Below are 19,637 nucleotides of genomic sequence, written 5' to 3' on the forward strand. Positions count from 1 at the left end.
CAGCCTGCCGCGATGATCGGCGAGGCGGGTGAGCAGGTCGATCAGGTGCCGGCGCGCATGCTCTCGCAGGGCTTGCCGACGATTGGGCACCGCTCCGCCGGACCTGTATGGACATGCTGCGTGCCCACCTACGGCTTCCATTTCCAGATGAGCCGGATCCGGGTCCTGATGCTCTGTCAGAGCGTTGGCCTTCGCCCGCGACCAGCAGGTTCGCCACACTGTCACCGACGTCATCGTGGCTCGCTTGCGCGCGGTAGCGGATCGAGTGCGATCGCGAGCACTTTTCTCCCTGGCAGAATGCGCGGATGGAGTTGCGTCCTGAACTGCTGCCCCCGCAGGTCAAACCCCAGCGCATTGAGGAACTTGGCTGTGAGATCGACAGGATCGCGGAGCTGAGCGGCGACGTCGCCCATGAGGCGGTGGCCATGTTCAATGAGACCACGGGCTACGACTATTCGGAGTTCCGAAATTATTGGGCGGCCGAGTCCCGTGAGGAAGCCGCCCTGCGGGCGGCGCGGCCCAGTTATCCGCGGGTTCCGGACGTCACGCGCGATGAGCTTGTCGAGATCGTCCGTAGGATCCAGACGTGCCTGCCTCCGGACCAGGACTGGTACCTGCTGGTATTGAAGACCAACACATCGCATCCGGCAGTGAGCGATCTCATCTTCCGGTCGCCGCCTGAACTGGAGTCGGCATCCGCCGAGGAGATCGTCGATGCGATTTTGGTTTACCGGCCGGTCGCACTGTGACGCGGGTCAGTCGATCCTCCTCGCGGGCCAGGGCCCCGGTGTGGCGTCAGAGAAAACGAGCTTGGGTGTAGCTCGGTTCAGTGCCTGCGTGATCAAGCAGTGAGGGGGCTATTCGTCGTGGTTGCGGGCCTGGTGAAAGGCGGCGCGACCAGCTCGCGCTGACCGGCGGATCCGCCGCCCGGGAGTTCTGCCGCGACCTGCTCTACGGGGGGCGGGATCCGTCTGTCGTCGGCCAGCGCACCGCTCACGCACGGTGACGGGTGTCGGAGGCGGGACGCGCCTTGTCTGCGGCAGATCCGCATGGGTCAGAATGTGCCGATGGCGATCTCCGCTGACGACTCCGGTCCGGTCCGGATTGTGACGGCCGTTCTTCGCGACGGCGATCGGGTGTTGCTGTGTCATCGAAGCGCCGGACGCCGTTGGTATGCCGACGTGTGGGACCTGCCGGGCGGTCATGTTGAGGAGGGGGAGGATCCGAAGGAGAGCCTTGTCCGCGAGCTTCGGGAGGAGTTGGGAATCACGGCATCGGAGCCGTCCGGCCCGCCGATGCATGAGATCCGGACCGCGACGTTCGACATGCAGATCTGGTTGGTCGACAGGTGGACCGGAACACCCGTCAACGCCGCGCCGGACGAGCACGACGCTGTGGCGTGGTTCGAGACGTCCGACCTCGACAGCCTGCGTCTCGCCCATGAGTCGTATCTCTCGGTGCTCACCGCCGTGCTCGTCACGTAACGTCACCACCGGTGGGCAACATCCACAAGTGGTGCCGGTTCTCACGAACGAAGCCACATAGCTGGGCGAAGCAGCTCATCCGAATGCGTGAGACCTTCGGGGGCAGTGCCCACATCCCGGCGAATCTGGCGGGGATGAGCGAACGTGAGTACTTCGCCCACGTGGCCAAGCGGTTGGGCATGTTCGTGGTGGGATCGAGGCTTACTGGGGTTGAGGGCTTCCTGGACGGTTATGACCAGCACGCGCTGCGTCATGGAGGTCCTGGACTGAGCGGCCGGCGGGAGTGGCTGGTCGCTCGGCGGGGCCAGGACTGCAACCATGGCTGGCATGGGCAGGTGCGCCATCATCCAGGTCCTGTTCACACTGCTGGATGAATTCCTCACACCGACTGGAGCGCCGGCGAAAGTGTAGAGAAGCACGGTCGTTCCCGATCGCGTGATCTCTGCGACGGTCCCCATGGCTCCAAGAGGGACTTGGCATTGAGCCATCGGGGATGTCAGTGGGCGTGTGCACGACAGGAGGTTCGGCTCGGAATGATGTCGGTCCGGCCTCGGCGGTCGGCCCTGGTGGTCGCTCCTGTGCCTGGCGAGTCGATCGCGTCATGGGCAGATCGGTGGGCGGTACGAAACGGATGCCCGCCCTGGTCGATCGATGAGGCGTTGGGGCTGGATGTCCGCGCGGTGTCGGGTCAAGTCCGTTCCCTGGCATACGGCATCGTGGCTACCCCGGAGATAGGTCAGGCGATCAGGGCTGGCACAAGAGCGCACACTTGCAACAAATTGATCATCCTCCGGTAATCGGCGGGACAGAGACTGGCCACGCAGCGGAGTCCGTGGAGGTGATCATCTTGGAGCTCGACCATACGAGCATGGAGGCAGCCGGCCGGGCGATCCACACAGAGGGAGGGGAGTTCCGGCGGAGCGCGGACCGGCTCGGCACGCAGCTGGAGCGGTTCATCCCCTACTTCGGCAACCCGTCCAGCGACGAGGCGGCGCGCATCTTCCGCCAGGGCGAGGACGGCCACCCCGGCTTCGACCACGCCTACGAGGACCTGAGCAAGGCCTTGACCGATCTGAGCGAGGCGTACCAGGTCATCGGCGCCGCCGTGGTGGCGATGAGCAAGAACGTCAAGGCGGCCGACCTGGCCAGCATGATCGACAAGGACGCCTTCGTGCAGGATCTCTTCACGTTCGCCGAGCGCAAGAACGACGACATCGGCGTGCCGACCACTCCCGTCGAGCGAGCCTGAGGAGGCGGACATGCCCATCGGGGTCGCGACCAAGGTCGCCCTGGGCGGTATGGCCGGTGCCGGCGCGGCCGGGATCCTGGCGCCCGAGTTCCTGTTCGGCATCTCGTACCTGGAAGGCGACCCGGACAAGATCCGCGAGGCGGCCGACGCCCTGGACGACATCGCCGACGCCATCGACACCCACTTCCGCGAGGCGAACGCGGTCGCCAAGGCCGTCTGGACGAAAAACTCCGGCCCGGCGGTCGACGAGTTCAAGAAGTTCTGGACCGAGCGGTACGGCCCGGCCGTCCTCGCGGTCTCGCTCAAGCACCGCAGGGCGGCCAACGCCTGCCGCGCCTACGCCGACGTCATCGAGAAGGTCAACCACGCGCTGCGGGTGCTGTGCTGGATCATGACGGTGGACATGATGTTCACCATCGGATACCAGGTGCTCACCTGGAAGCTGCTGCAGGCGATCATGAAGCGGCAGGCGCTGCTGCTCAGGTTCACCGCGCACCGCTACGTCACGATGTTGCTGCCCCTGTTCGCCCATTACGTCGCCGACAGCGCCGCGTACGCCGGCGGCCAGGTGCTGCTGCCTCTCGGGCTGAACCTCGCGGGCGGTATCAAGACCGACCTGTCCGGCAACGACGTGCGCTCGGTGAGCCACAACCTGACGGTGTTCCGCGAGCACTTCGTGGCCAACGTGGTCTTCGACGGGGTGGTCGACGGCGGCGTGGCGCTCATGTCCAAGGTGCCGGGCCTGCGCACGGTCGCCACCCACGTCAAGCTGCCGAACGGCACGACGCTGAACACCGGCAGCTTCCTCCCCCGGATGGTGGCCTCGACCACGTACTCGGTGGCCCTGGACGCGCAGCACGGCGACAACCCGCTCCCCGGCACCGAGCACGGGCTGACCGAGGAGGAGATGTACCAGAAGTTCATCATTCACGGCACCCGCAGCCTCATACCCCGGATCTTCTGAGGGGGGCGCCCCTACCGGTCGTCCATCTCCAGATAGGGCCGGGTCAGCTCCATGACCCGGCGGGCCGCGTCCTCGGTCGCCCGCCGCGACAGCTCCGTGATCGTCTCCGCCAGTTCCTGCGAGCCCAGCCGCATCGCGCGGGGATCGATGTGCAGCCCCATCAACTGCCCCGAGGCCGACACCCGCACCCTGACCTTGTCATCCGTACTGGCCGCCTGGCCGACGACGTCCCCCATTTCGGCCATGACGTCGGAGAACTCCTTGGAGTTCGCTCGGAACTCCGTCATGAGCCGGTCGAGTTCGGGCTCGCCGGTACGTCGCTCGTATTCTGCCATGGTGCATTATCTACCAAATAGTCATATACGTGACAATGGGTAAATTTCATGACATATAGGATGTGAGGTCGGACATTGGGCTCTATTCCTCTTGAGTAGCGGCCCTCCTCGAGGGGTTGCGGGCTCATGTGATCGAAGTTCCGCACGTGTTGCTCCTGTACGGTGTTCGGATCGCACTGTCGGCTTGAATGTCGTTCATCGATCTGATGAGACGTTCATCTAAATGGCAGTGCCGGCCCCGCGGAATCCTCGCCGAGGAGCTCCAGCACCCGGCTGTCCCCTTGCTCGACCGCCGCCGGTCTTGCGCCCTTCCGGCCGAGTGAACGGCCACTGGGCGAGGTGAGCGGCTTTTCCGGCCAGCCCATGCAACTGCTCGGCGTGGACGATCGTGGCACCTGGAAGGCTACCCCCGACCTGTTCATCCGGCGGGTGGACGGGTCGGCGACGGTGATGGACGTCAAAAATCCCGGCCGGCCGGCCGATGCGAAGGTGCGGGTCACCGCGGAGCGGGTCGCGGCCTGCTGCGCGGTGGCGGGCTGGGGCTGTGAGCTGGTCGACGACCCGCCTGGGCGGCAGCGCACATCGTCCGGCAGATCGAGACCTGCTTCCGATCCACCGGCATCGCCGGCGGCAGGTTCAACCACTACAAGCCGGCCGCCGTCCTCATGCGCGAGCAGAACACGCTGATGCCGAACATCGGCACCGCCACCTTCGCCCGCGCTGAGCAACTCTTCAGCAGGATCAACGACCTGCTGACCTAACAGGCACTGGCGTGGGGCCCCAGGCCGAACTCTGCGATGTCTCATGAGACAAGCGGATCGTGGAGAACACATCCACGCCGTCCTCGACCGCCTGCTGGAGGCGGCGATGCGCCCCGACGATGCCATCTCGCTTGCCGCGGCCCGGACTTCGCCGCCGTACGCCTGGGTGCCCTGTTCCACCTGGCCTTCGACGGCGGCCCGCTGCAGCTACCCGCCGCCTCCAGGCGTCGACGTCCCACCTGACGCACGTTAGACCCGGCTGGGAGAGGCCTTGGCGGGCTCATGTCGTTTCGGCGCCCGATAACTTGCGTCGACCACAGTGGCGCTCGCCGGCGCACGACGCAAAGGCTTATCGGCAGGTGTAGTTCGCATCGGTGATGGGCGGCAAGGAGGGGTTCCCGGCGGGGGCATCTGGCGGGTAGCGCGCTCACGGCGGCCCCGCGGGGCGGTGCTCAGCCGAGCAGTTGTTGGGATCGGTCCCAGAGCCGGAGGGCCAGGTCGGCGTCGAGAGCCTGCGGATTGACGCGTTTGGCGGGCCTGCGCTTTTCGTAGTAGGTGCCGGATTCCCAGTCGACTCCGGGCCGACCCTGGGCAAGCCAGACCAGCTGGTCGGCGCCCTTTTCCGGGCTGATCAGCATGGCGCGGATGATGCGGTTGGTGACGATGAATCGCATCAGCCGGCTGTCGGATTCGGTGGCGAAGCTCGTTGCGACGTTGCCCGGGTGGAAGGCGGCCGTGGAGATGCCCTGGGCATGGTATCGGCGGTGCAGTTCCTTGGTGAACAGAATGTTCTCGAGTTTGGCCGCGGTGTAGGCCCGTACCGCGGTGAAGTTCCGGTCGTGGTCCAGATCGTCGATGTCCAGCTCGCCGGCCCCGCGTGCGCCGATGCTGGAGGTCTGGATCACTGTGGCGCTGGAGGCGGTCAGCTTGTCGATCAGCAGCCGGGTGAGCAGGAACGGCGCCAGGTGGTTGATCTGGAAGGTCTTTTCGTAGCCGTCGACGGTCTTGGTGCGGTCACCGAAGACGCCGCCGGCGTTGTTGGCGAGCACGTCGATCCGGGGACAGGCAGTGTTCAGCTCGGCGGCGAGCTTGCGGACCTCGTCCAGGCGCGTGAAGTCGGCCAGGTAGTGGTCTGCGCCGATCTCACGGGCGACGGCCCGGGTCTTGTGCGGGGAGCGGCCGACGATGACGACGCGGTGACCTTCTCGGTGGAGTCGGCGGGCTGCTGCGGCGCCGATTCCGTCGCTGGCGCCGGTGATGACGATGGTTTTGGCCTGGTTCATGTCTTCCTCGCTGGTGCTGCTGATGATGGTGGAAGCGACCTGTGTCAGTCTAAGTCACTTGTGTCAGTAGATGTCACATGCGACTGTTACTGATAGAATCGCGATATCATGAGCAACAACCATCCCGGCCTCCGCCAGCGCGCCCGCCGAGCGATACAGAAGGAGATCGCCGAGGCTGCCAACGCGCTGTTCGTGGAGCGCGGCTTCGAGGCCACGACCATCGACGACATCGCAGCGGCCGTCGGCATGTCCCAGCGCAGCGTCTTTCGCTACTTCGCGACGAAAGAGGAGATCGTCCTCGGTAAGTTCGACTTCGTCGTGGACGACATGCTCGCCGCCCTGCGCGCCCGCCCGGCCGACGAGCCCGTCTGGACGTCGCTTCATCGCCTGTTCGATGTGCTGGTGTCCCTCGCGGAAGCGCCGGGTCACGAGGAGATGGTGGAGCCGATCCTTCGGGTGGTCTTCGAGACCCCCGCACTGCTCGCCGGTTACCTGCAGAGGCTGCAACGGATGCAGAACGCCGTCGTCGCCGAACTGATCAGACGCGCCGAGGCGGCCGGCACGCCCTACGCCGCCGACGATCCGACGCCCCGCGCGCTGACCGCTGCAGCGTTCGGATGCCTCGTGGCCGCGCAGCATTCCTTGCTCGCCTCCGGCGCGAGCGGCACCTTCGCCAACGCCATCGACCGCGCGATGGCGACGGTCGGCCCCTGCGCTTAGCTTGTCGTTCAACGGCCTCGGGGAACAGTGGAACAGCCATCAGCGGTAAGCGTTGGGGGCGATGACGCGCCAGGTCAGCGGCCTCGCAGAATCGTGATCATCAGGTGGGTTCGCGGACATTGAAGTTGGGGATGACCGCGTCATTCAGGATGAGGATGTGGGTTTCTCCGCTGTCGGAGCCGAGGTCGATGGCGCCGATGGCGGGGTCCATGGGCCGGAGCTGCCGGCCGGTGATGCGGTCGGCGGCAGCGCAGATGACGGCCCGGGCTGCGAGCTCGCGCTCGGCGTCGGCGTGGCCAAGTGGGTGCAGGGCGATGCGGGCGGGTGTGCCGTCGATGTCGAGGCTGATGGTTTGGATTTCTTGTGTCCCGGTGTCGGGGGCGCGCATCGCCTGGGACACGGCGATCGGCACCTCGCGCGGAGACAGAGCCGCATCCAGGGCGCGCTGCAGGGAGGCGACCTCGTGCTGGAGATGCACCCGGACCTCAAGATCGGTGACCGGGCGAGTGCCGGCGCTGAGAGCCTGCTGACGAAGGCTCAAGAGCCAGGAGCAGTGCCGGTAGAAGCACGATTCGCCAGATCTTCATGTCTCTCTGACGTACCGGAGCGGCCAGCGGCACACCGTTGCGCCAAGTCTGTCGCTCGGCGTCATGCCCGCGCGGCGCGATAGCCGCGCACGGTCACCGCCGTCCGTGCGCGGAAGCGACCTCCCGGATCGCGTCGAGGACGAGGTCGGGCTGACCGTGCTGCACGTAATGGTCCGTCGTGGCCGCGACCACCAGGCGACCGCGGGTCGACAGCGCGGCCAGAGCCCTGGCCTGCTTCGTGACGGCCGCAGGCTGGCCGGCAGCGGAGATCACCACGACAGGCAGGTCACCCCACGCTCGCGCGCGGACCGTCGCTCGGACCTGGGCGGCGCTGTCCACTCCTGCCCAGGCCTCGGCCCGTGCGGCCGCCATGCTGCCGGACCCGTAGACGACGACGGCATGGCGGCGGGCCGCCGCGGTGGCCTCCGCGGGCACGAAGGAGTCACCCATCAGTCGGAGAATGCCGAGGCGGGCGGCGACCTGGTAGGCGGTGAAATGAACGGCCATCAGTGGCCGGGAGATCTGAAGCGCCTCGACGGCCGTCTCGTCGGTCACGTCGATCAGCACCAGCCCGGCGGTCAGGTCCCGCCAGCGATCGGCGAACACGCGTATGGCGTTGCCGCCGTAGGAGTGTCCGACGAGGACGTACGGCCCCGCCTCCCCCGCGGTGGCCAGCATCGTGCGCAGTTCGCCCGCGGCGCGCTCCGCCGTACCCTGCGAGGGGCCGTCATCGCTCCAGGCGTATCCGGCCCGGTCGTAGGAGCACACCCGGGTGCCCGGGGAGAGCCGCCGCTGGATCACCTCCCAGCTAGCGCTCGATTCCGCCAGCCCCGCTTCCAGCACGACCGTGGGGGCGCCGGCCCCGGTGCAGTGCAGGTGCAGGCGGTGACCGCCCACATCGACCAGCCGCCCAGGTGCCTTGTGGTGTTCTGAGTCGCTCTGCCGGGCGATCGTCTCGTAGCCGAACCCGGCGCCCGCCGCCAGCACGAGCAGGCCAGCACCCCAGACGGTGACCCGCCGCACCAGCCGCCGCAGCCATCCGCTTGGCCGCGCATTTCCATGCGTCATGCCTCGAATCTAGGTTTGGGGTCGGCCTGTTTCATCCTCCGCCCGGATGGCACCGGGTCAGGACTAGCGCCCCCCGCCGCAGCCCTTTCCTCCTCCATCAGGATGACGAACGACTCCGTCCCCCGAGCACCGCCGCTTCTGCCCTTTGATCTTCTTGCCTGCGTCAAAACCGCAGGCCGCGGCACCGACGGTCTCGGCCGCCTTGACCGTATGGACCGTATGGGAGTCGACGCACCCCGCCGTCGGCAGCTCACCGCGCCCGGCCCGCAGATGGGCGGAAGCCGGTCCACGGGCACGGCCGCACGCCCTGCGGTTCGGTGCACTCGTAGGTGCTCCTCGGCGGGTCGGCATGATCGCACGCGCAGTAGGCGCTCTGTGTCCAGCCGGCGGGCCCGTGGTTTGTCCTCAGCGCCGTGCAGGTGATGCAGTCGATCAATCCCTGGTCCATCCTGCAAGCGGGGCCGAGAGGGGCACCCTGCGAGAAGCAGCGGATCTTTTATCTGCTGGTCACAAAAGGCGTGGTCGGAGGGCGAGCCCACTTGGACAAAACTTGACCGGCCGTGAGGCCACCAATGAATTGACGGTGACCGTCTAACTGATCTACCGCGATACACGATCCGTACACAAGAGCAACCACCGAGCAACCAACCATGATCTAAAACGAGATCAGAGGCTGGTGGAAACCAAGAAACCCCAGGTTGGACACGGTATTGGAGAGTAGGGTGGGTGGGACTTGAACCCACGACCCACGGATTATGAGTCGGCTCGGTTGATGCCACTGAGTGTTGATTTGTGTCGCTGTGGCTGGGATTCTCCCGGCCGTTGTGTCGGCCTGTGCCCATCCGTGCCGGGTCGTATCTGTCAATCCCCTGGAATCGTGGATACGGTCTATGCCACAGCGGCCCTGAGCAGGGCCGATGAGGCGTTTCTCTTCTCGATCATGTGACGTTCGAAGGTGATGGGCGCCAAGCCGTCATTGGCGCTGTGCCGCTGGATGGTGTTGTAGAAGTCGGCGATCCAGGTGGCGATCTTCAAGCGGGCGTCGGCTCGCGTGCGGAACCGGTGATGGTGCGCGTACTCGACCTTGAGAGTGCTGTTGAACGCCTCGGCGGCTGCGTTGTCGAGTGCGCGGCCCACGCGGCCCAGGGACCACGCCCGGGCGCCCGCACAACTCCTGGTGGCGGGCGACAGTGTATTCCGAGCCGCGATCCGAGTGGAAGATCACCCCGTCGATGTCACCGCCGCGAGTGGCGGCCGCCATCTGCAGTGAGGCGCAGGTTGGCGCGGCATCGTGGTGTTCGGACATGGCGTAGCCGAGCAGGCGACGGGAGAACAGGTCCTCCACCGTGGCCAGGTAGAGCTTGCCCTCGTCGGTGTCGATCTGCGTCACGTCGCCGCACCACAGCACGTCCGGCGCGACCGCGGTGAACTTCCGCCGCACCAGGTCCGGGGCGGCGGGCCGCTTGCCCTGCCGGGTCGGTGCCCGCGGTTTGCGATGCTTGCGACCGGCCAGGCCGAGCTCGGCCATCCGCGCCGCGACCGTGTTTCCGACACCCGCCAGCCCGCCTCATGCAGAACACGAGTGATCCGCGGGGAGCCGTAGGTGCCGCCCGACGCCTCGAACGAGTGAGTGATCTGCGCATCCAGGTCGACCCGCCGGCGCTGGCGGGCGGTCGGCGCGTCCTGGCTGATGCGGTTCTTCCACTTGTAGTACCAGGACTGGGACACGCCCAGCGCCCGGCAGGAGGTGATGTGGTCGATGCCGTGCTCGGTCTTCTGGGAGCTGACGAAGGCCGCCACGCTTATCGGCCCATCGCCTCTTTGCCCCACAAGACCACCGAGCGCTTGAGCACGTCACGCTCGTCTTCCAACTCGGCGCGTTCCTTCTCCCAGGCCGCCTTCTCACGGGCGTGCTGCTGGGCCAGCTCGGCCTTCTCCCGCCGCAGCCGGGCCAGCTCCTCCTGCTCGGTCTCCCTCAGCGTTCCGCTCCCGTCGCCGTCGTACTGCTCGGAGAGCCGGTCCATCTGCACCCAATTGTGCAGCGTGTACGGGCTGATCCCCAGATCCCGCGCCACCTGGGCCACGGGCTTGCCGGTCTCCTTGACGATGCGCAGCGCCCCGGCCCGGGACTCCGGATCAAAGCGCCGCCGCGTGACTGCTGCCGCGACCTAACCTCTCCCGGCTCGGTCTCCACGTTACGAGGGGAAGCACATATCGCGAACACGCGAGCAACCACCGAGCAACGATGCGTTCTTGACCGTCGCACTTATGTGCGATTTGTCGCCTATCTTGACAGGGATCGTGTGGGCCGGGCTTTCGTGATGAGGCTCGAGTTTCACGGCAGATCACGTACGTTCGAGTAGCCATGGAGCAGCCATCGGCTGGCGAGTTCGCGTCCGCGAGCCAGGAATTGCAGTCGATCTCGGATGCGATGTGCAGCATGCTTGACGTGCGTGGGTGTAGTTTCCGGCAGGAGCAAAGCCAACTCCGCCTTCGCACACCATCGTCCTGGCACGGCTGCGCTTGGATCAGAGAACCTGTGAGTACGTCGAACGACGCATCACCGACGGCAAAACCCGCCGCCGTCACAAGTCACTCCAACAACCGCTTGACCCCCATAGGACATCAAACGCGTCCACATTTTCCTGGGCGCCGCCACCCTGGCTGCCCTGGTCATCTGACTCCGCACCTGACCTTGGAAACAGCCTTGGGTCGGCGGCGGGCACGCGACTCGCTGGCCGCCTGCGTGATCGAGGGAACTCGGGTCCATGCCCTGGCCAGAGCGCCGCGTTAGTTCGATGCGGCGGCTCCACCGGCCCAAGACCGCCTCTGACCTGCCGATAAGGTCCAGATTGGGGCGGTTTTGCGTTTACGTGCCGAGGGGGTTGCGGTGAACTCGGCGGCTCGCATGGCGCCTCGGAACCCTGGCGCGAGGCCGAGGATCAGGCGGGTGGTTCCAGCATGGGCACGAGGAACCGCCGGGCCACTGCGGTCAGTTGCGTGTCGTCATCCAGATCGATGATGGCGCTGGGGATCGCCAGGAAGGAGGTGGAGATCCGCACCATCATCTCGGCCACGAGGTCGACGTCCAGGCTGCCCGACACGTTGCCCGCGCGTTGTTCGCGGCGGAGCTGGCCGGCGACGAACTGCTGCACGGTGGCGAGGGTCTGGCCCCCGCCAGCCATCATGGAGGGTATGAGCAGGTCCGGTTCCGTGGCGATGAGTCCGCCGATCAGTGGGTTGCCGCGAATTGCCCGCAGTGAGCTTACGAAGCCCAAAACCACCCGGTCGGCAGCGGTGTCGGCTTGTTCTATGTCGATGAGGAACTGGTCGAAGTAGCGGCGGAACTCCCGGCGCACCACGTGTTCGACCAGCATGTCCTTGGCGTCGAACCGCCGGTAGACCGTGATCCGCGAAACCTTCGCCAGTCGGGCGACGTCCTCCATGGTGGAGCGCCTGATACCCATCCGGCAGAACTGCTCGTACGCCGCATCAAGGATGCGCGTCCGTAGCTCGTCGATGTCGTCCACGCGCTCGACGGCATCGACGTAGGCGCGCTCCAGCAACGACTCCGAGTCCGACGGTGCCATGAATCCGGACAGCACAGACTCCACGCTCACCTCCTGTATGGATTCTGCCTCAAACGCGGTCTTGTGATGCCTGTCACACTGTGATTTTCTGATACACAGAATCATGATCTGTTTCTAAGTATCACCCACTTCTCAGCCTCGGGCGAGAAGGAGGAAACGGCATGGGAAAACTCAGCAGGCGCGACGCGTCAAAGGCGGGCGTGGGTCCGGCCAGGGCGCGTACACGTGCTTCATGTTCCGTGGGTCCCCAGCGAGCCGGCCAAGACTTCGCAACCAACCACATGCCCTGAGCGAGACCCCCCACCTCGAAGGAGTACAGGCATGGCAGACTTGAGCAGGCGCGACATGCTGATCTCAGGTACCGCCCTGGGAGCGCTCGGCGCCTTAGGGATGGCCTCTCCGGCCCAGGCGGCCTCCCCGTCCGACGGCTGGACCTGGCCGGCCAGCGGTTCGGTCGCGGGCTCCGGCAGTGGCGCCGATCCCCGATGGGTGTGGGATGACGTGGCCGATCCACTCCTCGCCTCACTGTTCGACCGCGGTCTCATACCCGAAGTCAACCGGCTGCTGTACGACTGGAACCGCAACGACCAGCCCCTGCCCGCGGGACTGCCGGAAGACCTGCGGGCCTTCATCGAGCAGGCGCGTCAGCTGCCGTCGTGGGTCGACTCCGCCAAGTTGGACGCCGCGGCCCGGTTCCATGTGCTCAAAGGCAACTACATCGTCGTCCTCACCATCGTCGGCGCCGGCATGCTGGCCACCGCCATCCCCAAGGAGGCCCGCGCGGTCTACTACTCCGCGGGCGGTGCGGATCTGAAAGACCGGGTCGCCAAGACGAACATCCTGGCGTACGCGGTCAGACCTCAGAACGCCTGGTCGGCCGGCGGCACGGCCGTGGTCGAGGCCGTGAAGACCCGGCTGGTGCACGCGGCGGTGCGGCACCTGCTGAAATCGTCTCCCCACTGGTCCGGCCCCATCCCGATCAGCCAGGAGGACATGCTCGTCACGTGGCACACCCTGGCGACCTATTCCATGCGCGGGATGCGTGAATGGAAAGTGCGCATCTCCTCCGCCGAGACCGCGGGATACCTGCACTCGTTGCAGGTGATGGGGCACATGCTCGGCATCAGGGACGAATTCCTGCCCGCCACCTGGGACTCGTCCTACGCCCAGTCGGACATAGTCCTGCCCAGAAACATGGGGCCGACCCCGGAGGGCGTGGAACTGAACGGCATCCTGCGGAACATGCTCGCGGAGCTGACCAGCCCCGGCGGCATCGACAAGCCTCTCGTCAACGCGTTCTCGAGGTACCTCACCGGCAACCAGGTGGCCGACTGGAACGGCATCCCACGCCAGCCACTGTCGGACCCGGTGGTCAAGGCGGCCTGGCCGCTGCTGGTGCAGTTCCGGGAGGGTCTGATCGGGCTGCCGTTGGTGCCCGCCACCGCCTGGCTCCTCGATGAAATGATCAAGAAGTGGACCACGTACTACCTCACCAAGGGGGCGCAAACCAAGATCGTGATTCCGACCGGCAACCGGCCCAGCTGATCGCGGTCCAGGGGTGTCGCTCGCATTGATGGGCAGGCAATCCCCATGGGTAACGTTCGAAAGGGTCCGAACCCTCGGAATCACGGACGCGCACCCGCGATTCGGTGTGGGGGTCGGCCGTTGGGACTGACCTGCGGGTTTGGCGTTTCAGCGCTGGCAGAGATGATCGCTTCCATGGCGCTGCGGCTGGTGTATCAGATCTTCGTTCGGCTCTCAGCTGGGCGGTGCTGCTGGGTCGCTCGCGGAGGTCGAAGGACGCGGAGATTCTGGTCCTGAGCCATCAGCTCGCGGTGTTGCGTCCGCAGGTGGCAAGGCCTCGGCCGTCGTGGGCGGATCGGGTGGTGATCAGTGCGTTTGGCGCGGGAGGATCCGCTGTGGGGTTACCGGCGGATCGCCGGGGAACTTGCCGCTCTGGGCCAGCGGGTCGGAACCTCTGCGGTGTGGCTCATCTTGAAGAGGGCCGGTATCGATCCAGCGCCGCGACATGCAGGACCGTCCTGGGGTGAGTTTCTGCGTGCTCAAGCTGAGGGGATCTTGGCGTGTGATTTCTTCCCTTGCGACACCGTGCTGTTCAAGCGCCTGTATTGCCTGGTCGTCATGGAGATCAGCACCCGCCGGGTGCATGTGCTCGGCGTTACCGAGCACCCGACGGGGCCGTGGGTTGTACAGCAGGCCAGAACCTTGATGATCGCGTTGGGGGGGCAGGGCGGAGGGGTTCAGGTTTCTCATCCGCGATCGGGATGCCAAGTTCACCGAGATGTTCGACGAAGTCTTCACGGCCTCAGGCATCCGCATTCTCAAGAGTCCACCTCGGGCTCCGCGGGCCAACGCTTTCGCCGAACGCTGGATCGGCGGCCTGCGTTGAAGAAATCCTTGATCGGATCCTCATCGTCAACGCCCGTCACTTACGGCGCGTGCTGGCTGCCTACGAGACCCACTTCAATGAGTATCGCCCACATCGCTCCCTGGGCAGGCCGCTCCGCTGCGGGCCCTTCCCGACCCGGTCGAGGACGATTGTCATGGTCGTTCGACGTGACCGCCTTGGCGGGCTGATCCACGAATACGCGTAGGCCGCATAGGGCGGCCGAGTTCTTGGCACCCACAATATGATCAATCGAGTCATTGGGGCCTTAACATAAGGAACAAACCGGCCTTTGGTGCGCTAATTGTTACAAAGCTCAAGAGTTTGCCCTACTCCCGTTTGCCGCATGAGCCTCTGGGTACGACCACCGGGGGAATGTCCGGATACAACACATCCGGCCCTTACAGGGACAGCCCTTATCTTCGAGGAGGAATAGTGGGGAGGGTTACTGGCACGGAAGACGGCCCCGATGCCATAGCAGTTGTGGGGAAGGCAACCGGGGACCGCTCGACGGGCATCCGCGCAGATGGAGACGGTACCGGTGTCTTTGCGGCGAGCGCTAAGGGAGAGGGTGTCCACGCACACTGCGAATCGCTCACGATGGCCGCCCTTGCGGCTTTCAACGTCAACCCAGAGGGTACGGGTGCGGCGGTGTTCGCCGAGAAGAAGGGCGACAAGGGGCACGCCGGGTTTTTCATAGGGAACGTCCACGTCACACGGAATCTCTTCGTCGAAGGAGATATGGCGCTGGCGAACGCCGACCTTGCGGAGGACTTCCAGGTTGCCGACTCGGAAGGCGTGGAGCCCGGCACCGTCATGGTGATCTGCGATGAGAACACACTACGACGTAGCGACAGGCCGTATGACACAAGAGTCGCAGGTGTGGTGTCCGGCGCCGGATGCTACAAGCCCGCCATCATACTGGATAAGCGACCTGGCGCATCAAACCGATGGCCGATCGCCCTCTTCGGAAAGGTGTACTGCAAGGTGGACGCCGACTGCGCTCCTGTCACTGTTGGTGATCTTCTGACAACCTCACCGACTGTCGGCTACGCGATGAAGGCGACCGACTCTCATCGCGCCTTCGGAGCTGTGATCGGCAAAGCACTGCGCGCCATGCCAAGCGGTCGAGGCACTATTCCGGTGTTCGTCACCTTGCAGTAGTGCCAGGCGGGAGTAGCGGGATGGCTGACATTCGAATTGACACCAGCGCACTCACCTACCGAAAGTTCCTGATCCCCGCGGTCACTCCTGCGTGGATAGACGGTGGAACCGGAGCGGTGCTCTCTCTCATGCCCGGCGACTACGGCTTTCAGCAGGTGGCAGGGCAGTCGACGTTTCGGTTCGAGGTGACTCAGGGCGGGCTTATCGATTACGCCTCGGACGGGGACCGATTTCTGAGTGGCCGCGGGACCGATACCCTCGTCATACGGGGCTTCAACGTGGACATCGACGGCCGCGCCCTCTCCCACGATCTTATCTTGATCGGTGCCGAAGGGCCGGTGCTCACGCGTGATCGCATCCATACGTTGGCCTTGGTTCCCACCGCCGGTTATGGGTTTCATCCGGCGGCGGGTGTCGTCGGTGATTTCAGGTTTGAGGTCACGGTTGATGGTCGCTTGGTTGTTGATCCTCGTTTTGCGGGTTTCAGTCGGGTTGACGGCCGCGCTTTGACGATTGGTGGTTACCGTACGACGTTGGACGGGCGTGCTCTTTCGCATGATCTGATACCGCTCAACCTCTTCGGTAACAGCGCTTTGCTGAGTCGAAGCAGTATTCATGAGATGACGTACCTCCCGGCCGCGGGTTATGGCTTTCACCCGGCGGCGGGTGTCGTCGGTGATTTCAGGTTTGAGGTCACGGTTGATGGTCGCTTGGTTGTTGATCCTCGCTTCGCCGGCTTCACCGGAGTCGACGACCGCGCTCTGACCATCAACGGCTACCGCGTCGCGATCGATGGCCGGGACATGCCGCATGACCTCATACCGTCAAATCTCTTCGGCGGCGTGGGCGTTCTGTCGCGGGAGCGCGTCAACGTTCTGACCTTGCTGCCAGCGGCTGGCTATCTCCTCAGGACGCTTGGAGAACCGATCGTCGACTACCGCTTCAGCGTGGAAATGGACGGCAGCATCGACTTCCTGGACGTGCCGGGCGGAGTCATTATCATGCGCCCCGTTCCGCCACCCGCGACCCTCAGGTCGTTCTACGCTGACCTCTTCTTGCCGCCACGCGGGTCGGTCCGTTCGTTCACCGATGAAAAGGCCACCCGCTTGCTCCGGTCCGCCATTCGTGATCATCGTGAAGGGCTTCTACTCGGGAGAGTGCTCAAAGAGGAGAAGCTGGCGATCATCAACAGCCTCTTCGATGGAGCCACCTCTGAAGAGGAAGAGGACATGGCTCTCGGCCACCTGTTGGGCTGCACGCGCGCCGACGACCTCATCTTCCTGGTCAACAAGCTGACCTGGGACGGGCTTGACGACGATCTGGACGAAAACGATCTCACCCGCATCATGGACCGGCTCAAAGTCCTCCTCGACCGCCGGAACTACCTCGTCGGGTTCCTGTTGCGCTGGTTCTTCCTCGTCGATGACAACACCGTTCTGCCGACCCTCGACTTTGTGAACATCCTGACGCCATTCGCTGCCAGCCGCAGTGTCGAGGTGCGGCACTCGTTCGCTGATCAAGCGCTAAGCCAGCGGGACGCTGTCCGGGATGGCCTCGCCCATGTGGCTCTGCGTCACCTGCCCACTCATGCCAGGGAGTTCAGGCTGGCTCTCGACAGCGTCGCGGGGCCGGAGCGATACCGCGCAGCTGACCTCCAGGCACTGTCCTGGGAGGTCTTCTACACGGACCAGATCTGCAGCGAACTGGCGCGGGGGGAGTACCGCCTGCTCCAGCAGTCCCTTCCGGACCTGGTCAATCCCAATCCTCCGCAGTTCCCGGCACGGAACATCGCGCTTTTCAACATGCTCCGGCGGTGGGATCGCCACTTCGTTGCCATGGACCGAGCGATCGCGCTGTTGGGCTCCGAACGGCAGAAGGCTGACTGCCGACGCTACATGGACACCCGCAGGTTGTTCATGGATAACTTCCCGGCCCTTCAACCACCACCGCCGCCCGCGCCACCGGCAGCATTTCTGGCCGCCATCCAGCAGGCGATCCAGTCGATTCAGACCACGCTGACCGGGGTGGCGGGAACCTTCCAGGACCTCGTGAGCACTGTGGGAGGCCTCGCGGCGACGATCGAGACCATCAGCGCTCCGCAACTACTTGAGACCGCCGACGACGACAAAGCGGTGCAGGTGACCAACACGCTGTCCGGAGAAGGCCTGCTGGCGCTCCTACCCTCTGTTTACAAGTCCGAGATGATCAGCAAAATGATCTCCGGCGCTTGTGAGGACGAAGAAGAACAGGCCATCCTGACCATCCTCCAGGAATCCAAGACCCAATCGCCCGCAGAATTCTTGCAACTCAGCGCCGGCGCCACCTGGGAGATGCTGGACAGCAATTTCAACGGTTCTGAGTACGACCAGCTTGAAGGTCTCTTCAAATTTTAGCGCGATCCGCAACACCGCGGCCGCGATCCTGCTCGAGGCGACATGGCTGGCCTGTCCCGCTCGGAAACACGGTTTCGTGCTGTGACGGCAACCTCACCATGCGCGCTCTGGCCGACCGGCTCTCCGTCACCCCAATGTCGATCTACCGCCACGTCGAGAACCGCGACGCGCTGGTGGTACCTGTGGCCGACGAGATCGGCGGGCTCGTCCGCCCAGGCGTCGACCCTGAGGCCGCATGGCACCACAACGCGCGAGCGTGGGCGATCGCGGAGCGAGACGTCCTGCGCCGGTTCCCCGGCCTGGCGGCCTGGCTGATGGCCAACGGTCCCGCCGGAGAGCAGGCCTACCGCACCTTCGATCTGCTCGCCGAGCAGGTGCTGCGCGGCGGCTTCGACCACGAGGAGGCCGCGCGCATCTGCGCGGGCATCATGAGCTGGGTGTTCTCCAGGGTCGGCATCGAAGACGCCCAGCGCGAACGCAGGAAGTCCACGGGGGTGGCCCGAGCGCATCAGTTCCTTGCCGGACTGGCCACTCTCGGGACCGGCGACCATCCCTCAGCGGTCCTGCTCGGCCCGCGATTCTTCACCATGGACATGGACACCCTTTTCACGTCCGGCCTGGACGCACTGCTGGCCGGGTATGCGGCGTCCGACATGCCCCGCGATGATCGACAGTTGTCGTCGTGAGCTTCGACCGCCTTCGGTCGGTTGGACGGGTTGACGGCATGTGCCATGCTTACGACAACGATTTTCATTTTGACGCTGGGAGGTCGTGTGCCCACCCCTGTCGTCCTTAAGGCGGGCCGGTGGCCGAGCCCGCCGGTGCGGCCGACCTCGGCATGTGGCTGATCACCAGAGGATCGGCCCAGTGACCGTCATTCCTGAGGCATGGTGACCATGGCGCGGTGGACAGCGATATTGGAAGCGGCCGGCATCCGGGCGACGACACAGCGGCTGCGAGTGCTCGAGGTCCTGGCAGCCCATCCGCTGCCCATCTCGGCCCAGCGCATCCACACCGTGCTTCAGGACAGCGGCGAGAATGTCGGTCTCACCACCGTCTACCGCACCCTCTCCTCGATGACCGAGGTCGGGCTCATTCACGCCTTCACGCACGCGGGCGAGTCCGTCTACCGGCTGTGCGGCCCGGCCAGGCACCACCATCTCGTCTGCCGCGTCTGCGGTCTGGTGACCGAACGGCAGGAGGAGGACGTCGTGGGCGGTTTCCGGGCCGAAGAGGTGTACGGCGTCTGCGCGGCGTGCGAGCGCTAGCGGGCCGTGGGCCGGCCGGTGGGGACTTGCGTCGATCTCTCGTGGAGCCCAGTGTCCGTCTGGGGATTCGACATCACGACTTGCGTCACTCTGCCTCCAATGAGCTGTCCCAGCAGAGGAGGAAACGGCCACCAGGGGCCCGTCCGTGCTGCCGCGCCCGGCTTGTCCCATGCACGATCGGGCCCCCGATGACCGGATCACCTCATTCGACCGTGATCAGTCCCCGCTGGTAGGCGCGGACGAGGCGGCGGGGCACGAGTAGCTCGCGTCCGTTCAGGGTGATCGGCACCAGGGCGGTGGCCTTCCATTGGCTGCGGCGGTGGCGGGTGTTGCTGCGTGAGGTCTTGCGCTTGGGTACGGCCAT

At 65.3% G+C, this 19,637-nt stretch carries 18 protein-coding genes and 2 pseudogenes; 10 read left to right on the forward strand and 10 right to left on the reverse strand.

Features of this window, described 5'->3' with window-relative positions; all coding sequences use genetic code 11:
* The first annotated feature begins 305 nt into the window (after positions 1-305).
* From ACTMTF_RS24260 to ACTMTF_RS24275, 4 genes are all read left to right on the forward strand, one after another.
* A complete protein-coding gene (locus tag ACTMTF_RS24260) occupies positions 306-749 on the forward strand; it encodes a hypothetical protein (RefSeq protein WP_441112729.1) in 444 nt (147 codons plus the stop codon).
* Between the two features lie 318 nt (positions 750-1,067).
* Positions 1,068-1,484 (forward strand): NUDIX domain-containing protein, encoded by a 417-nt coding sequence (locus ACTMTF_RS24265; RefSeq protein WP_441112730.1) that lies wholly within the window; start codon positions 1,068-1,070, stop codon positions 1,482-1,484.
* Positions 1,485-2,331: 847 nt separating this feature from the next.
* Positions 2,332-2,733 (forward strand): hypothetical protein, encoded by a 402-nt coding sequence (locus ACTMTF_RS24270; RefSeq protein ID WP_441112731.1) that lies wholly within the window; start codon positions 2,332-2,334, stop codon positions 2,731-2,733.
* 10 nt (positions 2,734-2,743) lie between these two features.
* Positions 2,744-3,697, forward strand: a complete 954-nt coding sequence (locus ACTMTF_RS24275) for a hypothetical protein (RefSeq protein ID WP_441112732.1) — start codon at positions 2,744-2,746, stop codon at positions 3,695-3,697.
* An 11-nt stretch (positions 3,698-3,708) separates the two neighbouring features.
* Here ACTMTF_RS24275 and ACTMTF_RS24280 read toward each other — a convergent pair whose 3' ends face one another.
* Together ACTMTF_RS24280 and ACTMTF_RS24285 are read right to left on the reverse strand one after the other, a co-directional pair.
* Complete coding sequence (locus ACTMTF_RS24280) at positions 3,709-4,032, reverse strand: YbaB/EbfC family nucleoid-associated protein (RefSeq protein WP_441112733.1); 324 nt, start codon at positions 4,030-4,032, stop codon at positions 3,709-3,711.
* Between the two features lie 1,213 nt (positions 4,033-5,245).
* Complete coding sequence (locus ACTMTF_RS24285) at positions 5,246-6,076, reverse strand: SDR family NAD(P)-dependent oxidoreductase (RefSeq protein WP_441112734.1); 831 nt, start codon at positions 6,074-6,076, stop codon at positions 5,246-5,248.
* A 108-nt stretch (positions 6,077-6,184) separates the two neighbouring features.
* Between ACTMTF_RS24285 and ACTMTF_RS24290 the strand changes: the two genes are divergently transcribed.
* On the forward strand, positions 6,185-6,796 hold the full coding sequence (locus ACTMTF_RS24290) for a TetR family transcriptional regulator (RefSeq protein WP_441112735.1): 612 nt from the start codon (positions 6,185-6,187) through the stop codon (positions 6,794-6,796).
* Between the two features lie 100 nt (positions 6,797-6,896).
* On the opposite strand, the gene ACTMTF_RS24295 is transcribed toward ACTMTF_RS24290, so the two are convergent.
* The 7 genes and pseudogenes from ACTMTF_RS24295 to ACTMTF_RS24325 all read right to left on the reverse strand — a co-directional run bounded on the left by ACTMTF_RS24295 (position 6,897) and on the right by ACTMTF_RS24325 (position 12,065).
* Entirely contained in the window at positions 6,897-7,337 is a 441-nt protein-coding gene (locus tag ACTMTF_RS24295) for a hypothetical protein (protein WP_441112736.1), read from the reverse strand.
* 139 nt (positions 7,338-7,476) lie between these two features.
* Positions 7,477-8,451, reverse strand: coding sequence for an alpha/beta fold hydrolase (locus ACTMTF_RS24300; RefSeq protein ID WP_441112737.1), 975 nt, complete (start codon positions 8,449-8,451; stop codon positions 7,477-7,479).
* Between the two features lie 888 nt (positions 8,452-9,339).
* A complete protein-coding gene (locus ACTMTF_RS24305; protein WP_441112738.1) occupies positions 9,340-9,588 on the reverse strand; it encodes an integrase core domain-containing protein in 249 nt (82 codons plus the stop codon).
* A 19-nt stretch (positions 9,589-9,607) separates the two neighbouring features.
* Positions 9,608-9,892 (reverse strand): annotated as a pseudogene (locus ACTMTF_RS24310) (DDE-type integrase/transposase/recombinase); the annotation flags it as partial.
* Positions 9,838-10,281, reverse strand: coding sequence for an IS3 family transposase (locus ACTMTF_RS24315; protein WP_441112739.1), 444 nt, complete (start codon positions 10,279-10,281; stop codon positions 9,838-9,840). The gene ACTMTF_RS24315 and the pseudogene ACTMTF_RS24310, both read right to left, overlap by 55 nt.
* A pseudogene (locus ACTMTF_RS24320) lies at positions 10,254-10,592 on the reverse strand (transposase); the annotation flags it as partial. The gene ACTMTF_RS24315 and the pseudogene ACTMTF_RS24320, both read right to left, overlap by 28 nt.
* 801 nt (positions 10,593-11,393) lie before the next feature.
* Positions 11,394-12,065: a TetR/AcrR family transcriptional regulator gene (locus ACTMTF_RS24325; protein ID WP_441112740.1), complete on the reverse strand. Its 672-nt coding sequence runs from the start codon at positions 12,063-12,065 to the stop codon at positions 11,394-11,396.
* A 297-nt stretch (positions 12,066-12,362) separates the two neighbouring features.
* Between ACTMTF_RS24325 and ACTMTF_RS24330 the strand changes: the two genes are divergently transcribed.
* From ACTMTF_RS24330 to ACTMTF_RS24350, 5 genes are all read left to right on the forward strand, one after another.
* Complete coding sequence (locus tag ACTMTF_RS24330) at positions 12,363-13,586, forward strand: oxygenase MpaB family protein (protein ID WP_441112741.1); 1,224 nt, start codon at positions 12,363-12,365, stop codon at positions 13,584-13,586.
* Between the two features lie 1,237 nt (positions 13,587-14,823).
* The gene (locus ACTMTF_RS24335; protein WP_441112742.1) at positions 14,824-15,612 is read left to right on the forward strand and encodes a hypothetical protein; all 789 of its coding nucleotides are present in this window, start codon (positions 14,824-14,826) and stop codon (positions 15,610-15,612) included.
* A gap of 20 nt (positions 15,613-15,632) precedes the next feature.
* Entirely contained in the window at positions 15,633-18,005 is a 2,373-nt protein-coding gene (locus ACTMTF_RS24340; RefSeq protein WP_441112743.1) for a hypothetical protein, read from the forward strand.
* Between the two features lie 98 nt (positions 18,006-18,103).
* Positions 18,104-18,691, forward strand: coding sequence for a TetR/AcrR family transcriptional regulator C-terminal domain-containing protein (locus tag ACTMTF_RS24345; protein WP_441112744.1), 588 nt, complete (start codon positions 18,104-18,106; stop codon positions 18,689-18,691).
* 210 nt (positions 18,692-18,901) lie between these two features.
* A complete protein-coding gene (locus tag ACTMTF_RS24350) occupies positions 18,902-19,273 on the forward strand; it encodes a Fur family transcriptional regulator (protein ID WP_441112745.1) in 372 nt (123 codons plus the stop codon).
* A 202-nt stretch (positions 19,274-19,475) separates the two neighbouring features.
* Here ACTMTF_RS24350 and rpmF read toward each other — a convergent pair whose 3' ends face one another.
* The gene (gene rpmF / locus ACTMTF_RS24355; RefSeq protein WP_441112746.1) at positions 19,476-19,637 is read right to left on the reverse strand and encodes a 50S ribosomal protein L32; all 162 of its coding nucleotides are present in this window, start codon (positions 19,635-19,637) and stop codon (positions 19,476-19,478) included.

This window comes from Nonomuraea sp. ZG12 (assembly GCF_052068115.1).
Classification (GTDB): domain Bacteria; phylum Actinomycetota; class Actinomycetes; order Streptosporangiales; family Streptosporangiaceae; genus Nonomuraea.

Bases quoted from the DNA above. Each gene is read 5' to 3' on its own strand.
- ACTMTF_RS24280 (WP_441112733.1), bottom strand. From the start codon at position 4,032: ATGGCAGAATACGAGCGACGTACCGGCGAGCCCGAACTCGACCGGCTC.
- ACTMTF_RS24340 (WP_441112743.1), top strand. From the start codon at position 15,633: ATGGCTGACATTCGAATTGACACCAGCGCACTCACCTACCGAAAGTTC.
- ACTMTF_RS24265 (WP_441112730.1), top strand. From the start codon at position 1,068: ATGGCGATCTCCGCTGACGACTCCGGTCCGGTCCGGATTGTGACGGCC.
- ACTMTF_RS24290 (WP_441112735.1), top strand. From the start codon at position 6,185: ATGAGCAACAACCATCCCGGCCTCCGCCAGCGCGCCCGCCGAGCGATA.
- ACTMTF_RS24350 (WP_441112745.1), top strand. From the start codon at position 18,902: ATGGCGCGGTGGACAGCGATATTGGAAGCGGCCGGCATCCGGGCGACG.
- ACTMTF_RS24275 (WP_441112732.1), top strand. From the start codon at position 2,744: ATGCCCATCGGGGTCGCGACCAAGGTCGCCCTGGGCGGTATGGCCGGT.
- ACTMTF_RS24260 (WP_441112729.1), top strand. From the start codon at position 306: ATGGAGTTGCGTCCTGAACTGCTGCCCCCGCAGGTCAAACCCCAGCGC.
- ACTMTF_RS24330 (WP_441112741.1), top strand. From the start codon at position 12,363: ATGGCAGACTTGAGCAGGCGCGACATGCTGATCTCAGGTACCGCCCTG.
- ACTMTF_RS24300 (WP_441112737.1), bottom strand. From the start codon at position 8,451: ATGACGCATGGAAATGCGCGGCCAAGCGGATGGCTGCGGCGGCTGGTG.
- ACTMTF_RS24345 (WP_441112744.1), top strand. From the start codon at position 18,104: ATGCGCGCTCTGGCCGACCGGCTCTCCGTCACCCCAATGTCGATCTAC.
- rpmF (WP_441112746.1), bottom strand. From the start codon at position 19,637: ATGGCCGTACCCAAGCGCAAGACCTCACGCAGCAACACCCGCCACCGC.
- ACTMTF_RS24285 (WP_441112734.1), bottom strand. From the start codon at position 6,076: ATGAACCAGGCCAAAACCATCGTCATCACCGGCGCCAGCGACGGAATC.
- ACTMTF_RS24335 (WP_441112742.1), top strand. From the start codon at position 14,824: ATGTCCGGATACAACACATCCGGCCCTTACAGGGACAGCCCTTATCTT.